This window comes from Bacillus sp. HNG (genome assembly GCF_003400205.1).
Lineage (GTDB): Bacteria > Bacillota > Bacilli > Bacillales > Bacillaceae_L > Ferdinandcohnia.
In genome coordinates, this window is sequence record NZ_QUQV01000010.1 from 148,759 (window position 1) to 156,523 (window position 7,765).

A 7,765-nucleotide genomic window follows, 5' to 3' on the forward strand; every position below is an offset into this window, starting at 1 on the left:
ATAAGGGGGAGTAGAACATGGTTGGAGAATGGGAAAATGCCGAACCAGGCGTAAAACGAAAAATATTCCCACCGGGTGAATCGGTGATGATGATGGAAGTTCACTTTGAAAAAGGGGCAGAAGGCTATCAACACAGCCACCCACATGAGCAACTTACATACGTGATGAAGGGAAGCTTTCAGTTTACCATCGAAGGGGAGCAAACGACGGTGTCCCAAGGAGAAACAATTTTTATTCCAGGAAACCATAAACATGGTGTTGTTGCGTTAGAAGAAGGTATTTTACTAGATACCTTTACACCGCTTCGTGATGATCTATTAAACAAATAAACGTAATAATCCTCTTGCTTGCAGGGGGATTTTTTTTGCGCTCAAATGGTATAATGTGTACTAACACTTATGAATTGAGGTAGGTTCCATGTGGGAGAAAACAGTGCATGTACAGCCGCCATATGATTTTGACCGCGTCCTAGACCGGCTATCGATAAATCCGACTAACTATTTGAATAAAGATGAACGCTCGGTGAAGGTGCCTTTTTATATTAAAAATGAACCTGAAGTTGTCACGGTGAAAGCAACAGGGACAACGGATGAGCCAAGCTTTGTAGTCACAGGGTCTTATAAGGATTCAATGGAATATGCATTGCAGCATGTGTCTCACATTTTTCAATGGGACGTATCGTTGCAGGAAATCCAAGACCATTTTTTACAAACAGACCTTCGAGATATTTTCATAGAGCATCGTGGAACGCCATTGGTCTTAGATTTCGATCCGTATTTTTCCTTGATGAAATGTATCATCCATCAGCAGCTAAATATGACGTTTGCCCACACACTGACATCAAGATTTGTGACCACATTTGGCCAAGAAATCGAAGGGACATGGATTCATCCTCGCCCTGAAAAAATAGCTGAGCTGTCTGTTGCGGACTTGAGAGAATTGCAATTTAGTGGCCGGAAGGCGGAATATGTCATCGATACATCGAAATTGATTGCCTCTGGGGAGCTAACTCTTTCGGATCTCCGATCAAAATCCGATGAAGGGGTAATGGAGACTCTTGTAAAAATCCGTGGAATTGGGAAATGGACGGCAGAAAACTTCCTATTATTTGCATTAGGACGACCAAATCTCTTCCCGATGGCAGACATCGGAATTCAAAATGCCATCAAAAAATTATACAATCTTGAGAAAAAGCCAACCTATGAACAGATGGAAGAATACAGCAAGCCATGGGAGCCATACTTAAGCTATGCCTCCTTGTATTTATGGCGAAGCATCGAATAGAAAGTTGTGTGTAATGATGAAACAACAAAAAGAAAACCAACCAAAATTACAGGTGGGCCAAACCTTTCCCCTTACAATAAAAAGACTCGGAATCAACGGAGAAGGTGTTGGATATTTTAAAAGACAGGTTGTCTTCGTACCGAGTGCGTTACCTGGTGAAGAAGTAGTCGTCGAAGCAACAAAGGTTCATCCGAAATTCTCTGAAGGTCGGATTAAAAAAATCCGCAAAAAATCAGAGCACCGGGTGAAGCCACCATGTCCAATTTACGATTTATGTGGTGGCTGCCAGCTACAGCATTTGGACTATCGTCAGCAATTAAAAGAGAAGCAGGACATTGTCGTCCAGGCGTTCGAACGATATAGTAAAACACCTACTGAGAAGCTCAAAATTAAAGAAACGATTGGTATGGAAAACCCGTGGAACTACCGAAACAAGAGTCAGTTCCAGGTCGGATTGGACAAGACAAAGGTGATAGCAGGTCTATATGGCCTAAACTCTCATAAACTGATTGATATCGCGGACTGCATTATCCAGCACCCAGCAACAAGCAAAGTCACGCAAACCGTAAAAATGATCCTTCAGGATTTAAAAATATCGATCTATAATGAACGAAATCGAAAAGGGCTTGTCCGCACCATCGTTACAAGAGTCGGTGTTCAATCGGGAGAAGTACAGCTTGTCTTAATTACAGCTGAAAAAGAAATCCCACGAAAAAGTTTATTAATCGACGAAATCACCAAGCGTTTGCCTGAAGTAAAATCGATCATCCAAAACATCAATGGCCAAAAAACATCACTCATTTTTGGTGACGAATCGATTCACCTACACGGAAGCGAGGTTATCCAAGAGACACTTGGAGACCTTTCATTCGAGCTATCAGCTCGAGCATTCTTCCAGTTGAATCCAGAACAAACCATCAAATTATATGATGAAGTAAAAAAGGCTGCTCAATTAACAGGTAAGGAAAAAATCGTTGATGCGTACTGTGGAGTGGGAACGATTGGATTGTGGCTTGCAGACGGTGCAGCAGAAATCCGCGGAATTGAAATCATCCCAGAAGCCATCGAAGACGCAAGAAAAAATGCCAAAAAACATGGCTTTGAAAATGCAACCTACGCCGTAGGAAAAGCCGAAAAGCTCCTACCAAAATGGGTAAACGAAGGCTGGCGTCCTGACGTCATCGTCGTTGACCCACCAAGAACAGGATGCGACGATCAATTCTTGCAAACTGTCTTAAAAGTAAAGCCTAAGAAAATGGTGTATGTCTCATGTAATCCGTCGACACTGGCGAAGGATATTCAAGTGTTGTCGAAGCTATACAAGGCTGAGTATGTGCAGCCGGTGGATATGTTTCCGCATACGGCGCATGTTGAAGCTGTGGCGCAGTTAGTATTAAAATAATCTGCGATTACCAAACAAGCATGTTGAGGCGGTAAAGCAACTCATTTTAAAAGAAGGCAACTAACCCTATATGGGCGTTGTCTTTTCCTTATTTAATTTGTAACGGATTAACAAATTTATATTGAATGTGAATATCCCCAGCAGAAGTACAAATAACCCTTTCAACTAATGAATGGAGTACCTGTGGAGTTAAATCATTTAGTGTTAAGATATCCTTTGCGTGGTCTACCATAAGTTAGGCAAACTTGTGGGTGGCCTCCTTTTTTGGAAACATTCTTGGAAATAAGCGAGTAATTAACACTTTATTTTATAGATATAATTTTTTTGTTCAGAATGTAATAGTATAATAAATATAAAATACAGAATTTATCATTTAGATTAATTTCTAAAAAAATTATTAAGAGAACAACCTTTTAAATATGAGAAATTTAATTAAGGATGATTGATTTGTCTATAGTAGGAGTAACAATTAAAAATTGTAAATCAATAGAACTTCTAGAACTAAACTTAAAAGAAAATATAAATTGCTTTATTGGAACAAATAATGTTGGAAAGTCAAATATAATGAAAGCTTTAAATTTCTTTTATTTAAATCTAACAGAAGAAGTATATGATGAGTCAATGTTTAGCAAAAGTAATCCATATAATGATGAAGTAGAAATTGCTATAGAATATGATTTCCTCGAATTAATAAAAAAAATGGAGGTTCACACATTTAATGGTTTGATAAATCCAACAAATGAAATTTTTGAAAAAGTTGATTATTACACAAAAAAATATTCAGTGAATAATAGGGTAATATTATCTTTAAAATACAATAAAAACAGAACTATAAATTGGAATATTAAAGACTACGATTTTAGAGCCTTTATGGCTGTTAGATTTCCAATCTTTTTTTTAGAATCAAGAAATATAAATCTTTATAATTGGGATTCAATCTGGGAAGTTATAGGATCAATTGCACCCTTTAGGCAAAAGTTGAATATTAGTGAAAATATAAGTGGCATATTTGAGGCAAACGATCAAGAACAAGATAACTATCAAGAGGTAATTGATATTATTGTTGATATCCTTGAAAGAAATGAAATAAAAATAAAGAAAACAAACGTTTATGAGAAGATCAGTCAAATTATTCAACTTCAATTAGGAGGAAAAGGTTTCAATTATGATTCCCATTCTCTTCAACTTGGGTCTTATGGTTTAAATTCTTACACATTTATTAAATTATATATACAATTAATATTAAGGTTGTATGAATACAAACATCTTGCAACGCCTTTTATTATGGTAGATGAACCTGAATTGCATCTTCATGTTAAAAAAATTGAAGAGTTTGTAAGAGAAATAAAGGAAAACAAAAGTTATTTTACAACAAAATGGGTCTTTGCAACCCATTCCCCTGCATTTACAAAAAACATAATACTTGAAAATGAAAGTTATGATATATTTCACATTACAAATAATTCACTTTATAACAGGACTTCAGTTAACAAAATAAATGGCTTTAAACAACATAAATATAAGTTTTTATCGGATAATGAAGCAAATTTATTCTTTTCCGAAGCTTGCTTATTTGTCGAAGGTGATACTGAATTAGAAGTATTTAGAAATGAGAATATAAGGATATTGTTTCCTGCATTATTTAAAATCGATATTTACTCGTTTGAAGGAAAGAACGATAAGCTGCAATTGGTTAACCCTAACGACAGAAAATCAAAAATAAAATTTTTAGTTTTACTTGATATGGACAAATTGCTGAGTTACGTACCAAAAAAGAAAAAGTATAGTATTACAGGCAATGCATATTTAAATGTACTAAAAGATAAAAAAATAATAAGTCGGGAACATTATCATTATAAACAAAAGCTAAATAATACTTTTAGAACTAGAATCGAAATTCAAAGGCGCACAAATAATGATAAATTTGAAGTTGATTCTAGTGGACTATGTATAAAGGAAACTAGTGCAAGGTTAGAATTAATAGAATTAATGCAACAATATTACTCCGAGTATAATTTTTTTCCACTAGAAACAACTATTGAGGGAGCTATTATTAACATAAACAATCATAAACTGTTTTATGATTGGCTTCAAGAACATGATTGGGATGATACTAACTTCAAAAGAATTTATGGAGGATTAGCAACTGAAAATCAAAAAGCTAGTTTCCTTAGGGTAATTTTTTATGGCAAAGCAGATTGGCTGAATGGTGAGAAGGATGCAAATAAAGTTAGACAATTTGTATCTTTATTTGAGGATATAAAGAATATTCGTAATGAATTAAAAAAATCTAACCTTAATTTAGATGGGAAAACAAGCGGATGGGTTACGGCATTTTTGAATTGGTTCTTTGAAAAAGAGATAGATTTAGAGAATAAAGACTTATATTTTAATAGGAGTATTTTTCTATCTAATTTTCCGGAATTAGGTAAGGTAATTGTGCAAATGGAAGAAATGGTTTAATATATCTGTAAAGGTTTGGGTAAGTAGTAAAATCTGAAATAGTCTAGTTTTTTGACTACGGATGCCATGAAGAAAGTTACATTTATTCCCTTCCATCAAGAAACTAAAAATCTCTTGTAACGTCTCATTTGCGGTTATAGGGAAAAATCCATGGTAATATGCCTACTAAAATGTTATCGCACATTTTATCAAATTGGCCGATCTAAGTTCGAGGTTTTGGGATGTACTTACCCCCTTACTTTTTGTGGGAGAATTAGGATGCATATAGAAGATTTGAATAAATTTGAGACTAAAATCCTTAGAGAGAGTACCAAAACTTGTATAGAGTTATTAAAATCACATAAAATATCTAAAGCATATTATACAAAAACAATTAGTAAGAAAAACGGAATGGAAAGAACTCTACATTGTATTAACAATGAACATATACTATATAAATTACAAGGTAACCTTAAAAGAAACTTTTTCGACTATATTCCACTATCCAGTCATGCTTATGGCTATGTGAAAGGTAAGTCATATTATAACTATTTAGAACCGCATGTTGATAGTGATATATTCTTGAAACTGGATATAAAGGACTTCTTCGACAGTATTAAAGAAAACAAACTCAGAGAAGTATTAGGATACTATGTGGATGATATTAATGTTAGTGATAAATTAACATTAATTGATTTTATAGTAAAAGTTGTTACTTTAGATGGTAAACTTCCACAAGGTGCTGTTACTTCACCGGTTTTATCAAATATATTATTTAGACAGTTGGACATTCGAATCTCAAGATACTGTGAAAAATTCGGAATTACTTATACTCGATATGTTGATGATATACTTTTTTCGTCTACCAGTTTTTATTTACACAAAAAAATTTTTGTAAATGGAATAAAAAAAATATTAAAATCTAATGATCTTTATCTAAATACAAATAAGATCATTAAAACTAAGAATGAAATATCGTTAAATGGATTTGTAATTGGAAAAGAAATACGATTATCCAGAAAAAAGACAGCTTTTATTTCAGCTATTATATATTGTTATCAACATACTAATATAAAAAACGTTGATAATTTTATTAAAGAAATTAAGCACCATTTTAAATTGACTGATAGCACAGAAATCGATCTTTTTTGGCTTCATAATTATTTAGCAGGGTATCGTTCCTTTTTACTTGGATTACTTCCATTTGATAGTGTTGGAGTATTGCCGGAGCATTTAAATAAAGGTAACAAAAAGTTATTATATAAGATAAACGAAATTGAGAAAATTCTTGATTTATTAATACTTTAAGTTATTTAGAACTTGATAATTATATGGAAATGATCTTTCTTTCATACTAATATAATTTAAGAAATATACTAGTTCAACTTTAAGGAATCTACACATGATTAAATAAAAGATATACATACTTTCTCTAAAAGAAGCAGGAACCCATACGAGGTCCTGCTTCTTTTAGTAGGAAGATTATTCTTTACCTATTCACTAGAGTGAATTATTAAACGATTTAAAAGGATTTTATAGAGACAGCGGCGGGAACGATAGCGATAGCTGACGACAACGGCACGAAGCGATACATAGGGACGTTTATGTATACGTTCCCGCTTCGTATGGATACGCTGAAACCCGCTAGAGCTTTAAAATTGATGCCGTCCCCATTGTATCAAACCTGTACATAGGTAAAAACGTTACTGTTGAATATGTTATGATATTCCTATCAATATTCACGTTAAGCTAACGGGCAAGATAGTTTTAACATTCACATGAGGGTACATGTGATATAAATTAGGATATGAGGTGCATACTCATGTAGGTAAATCAGATTATCGGATAGATTTAGCTATATTTATCACCGTGTTTCTCTTATAGATTGGATTACCCCAAAAAATAATGATTTTCTTGTTGTTAATCAGCTAGAGGTTATTGAAAAAGGTGCCAAGAAAATACCCGATGTTGTTGTTTATGTAAATGGGATGCCGTTAATTATTATCGAATTAAAAAGTGCATCTCGTGAAGAAGTAAATATTGATGATGCGTACAAGCAACTGAAAAATTATATGAACGTACACATTCCGTCTTTATTTTTAATGCGTGTTATGGAAGAAAAACTCAAAGATGTTAATAAGAAAAATATGACTGTAAGTAAAAGCTTTTCTGAGAGATTTGAAAAAATAATAGAGAAGTATCACAATAGGAACGATCATTTAGACGTTTATGAAGTATTTGAGGAACTTCTCAAGTTTAAAGAAGAACTTGAAGAAGCGATTAACGAAGGAACACAACTTGGTTTATCCTATGAAGAAAGAGCCTTCTTTGATGTTCTAGGGCCTGATCCTGATATTAAGACATTACTGGAAGATGAAATATTGCTAAACATTGCAAAAGATTTAGCTAAAACAGCTAAAGAACATCGATCTCATGATTGGGATAAAAAGGAAAGCGCACAAGCTCGAATGAGGTTATACATCAAGAAGGTTCTACGAAAGTGGGACTATCTGTTTATTGCAAAATAAAAGTGCAGAGCTTTGCAACGAAAAAATGCAGAGTCCTGCACTTTATTTAATGAGTGCATAAAAAAAGACTTGCCAGTCACCCCAAGTCCCACTACATTAATTGTGTCGA

Annotated in this window: 6 protein-coding genes; all 6 read left to right on the forward strand. The window is 33.8% G+C overall.

The annotated features are described in order from the left end of the window. The first annotated feature begins 17 nt into the window (after window positions 1-17). Window positions 18-329, forward strand: a complete 312-nt coding sequence (locus DZB84_RS17740; protein ID WP_116353661.1) for a cupin domain-containing protein — start codon at window positions 18-20, stop codon at window positions 327-329. Between the two features lie 88 nt (window positions 330-417). Continuing rightward, a complete protein-coding gene (locus DZB84_RS17745) occupies window positions 418-1,284 on the forward strand; it encodes a DNA-3-methyladenine glycosylase family protein (RefSeq protein ID WP_116353662.1) in 867 nt (288 codons plus the stop codon). A 13-nt stretch (window positions 1,285-1,297) separates the two neighbouring features. Next, window positions 1,298-2,686 (forward strand): 23S rRNA (uracil(1939)-C(5))-methyltransferase RlmD, encoded by a 1,389-nt coding sequence (rlmD, locus tag DZB84_RS17750; RefSeq protein ID WP_116353663.1) that lies wholly within the window; start codon window positions 1,298-1,300, stop codon window positions 2,684-2,686. 447 nt (window positions 2,687-3,133) lie between these two features. Next, window positions 3,134-5,149, forward strand: coding sequence for a retron Eco8 family effector endonuclease (locus tag DZB84_RS17755; protein ID WP_189655292.1), 2,016 nt, complete (start codon window positions 3,134-3,136; stop codon window positions 5,147-5,149). Window positions 5,150-5,407: 258 nt separating this feature from the next. Then, entirely contained in the window at window positions 5,408-6,436 is a 1,029-nt protein-coding gene (locus DZB84_RS17760) for a reverse transcriptase family protein (RefSeq protein WP_189655293.1), read from the forward strand. 551 nt (window positions 6,437-6,987) lie between these two features. Next, a complete protein-coding gene (locus DZB84_RS17765; RefSeq protein ID WP_262983980.1) occupies window positions 6,988-7,656 on the forward strand; it encodes a type I restriction enzyme endonuclease domain-containing protein in 669 nt (222 codons plus the stop codon). The last annotated feature ends 109 nt before the right edge of the window (window positions 7,657-7,765 follow it).

Excerpts from the sequence above, each read along its gene's own strand:
- DZB84_RS17740 (WP_116353661.1), top strand. The coding sequence starts at position 18 with ATGGTTGGAGAATGGGAAAATGCCGAACCAGGCGTAAAACGAAAAATA.
- DZB84_RS17745 (WP_116353662.1), top strand. The coding sequence starts at position 418 with ATGTGGGAGAAAACAGTGCATGTACAGCCGCCATATGATTTTGACCGC.
- rlmD (WP_116353663.1), top strand. The coding sequence starts at position 1,298 with ATGATGAAACAACAAAAAGAAAACCAACCAAAATTACAGGTGGGCCAA.
- DZB84_RS17760 (WP_189655293.1), top strand. The coding sequence starts at position 5,408 with ATGCATATAGAAGATTTGAATAAATTTGAGACTAAAATCCTTAGAGAG.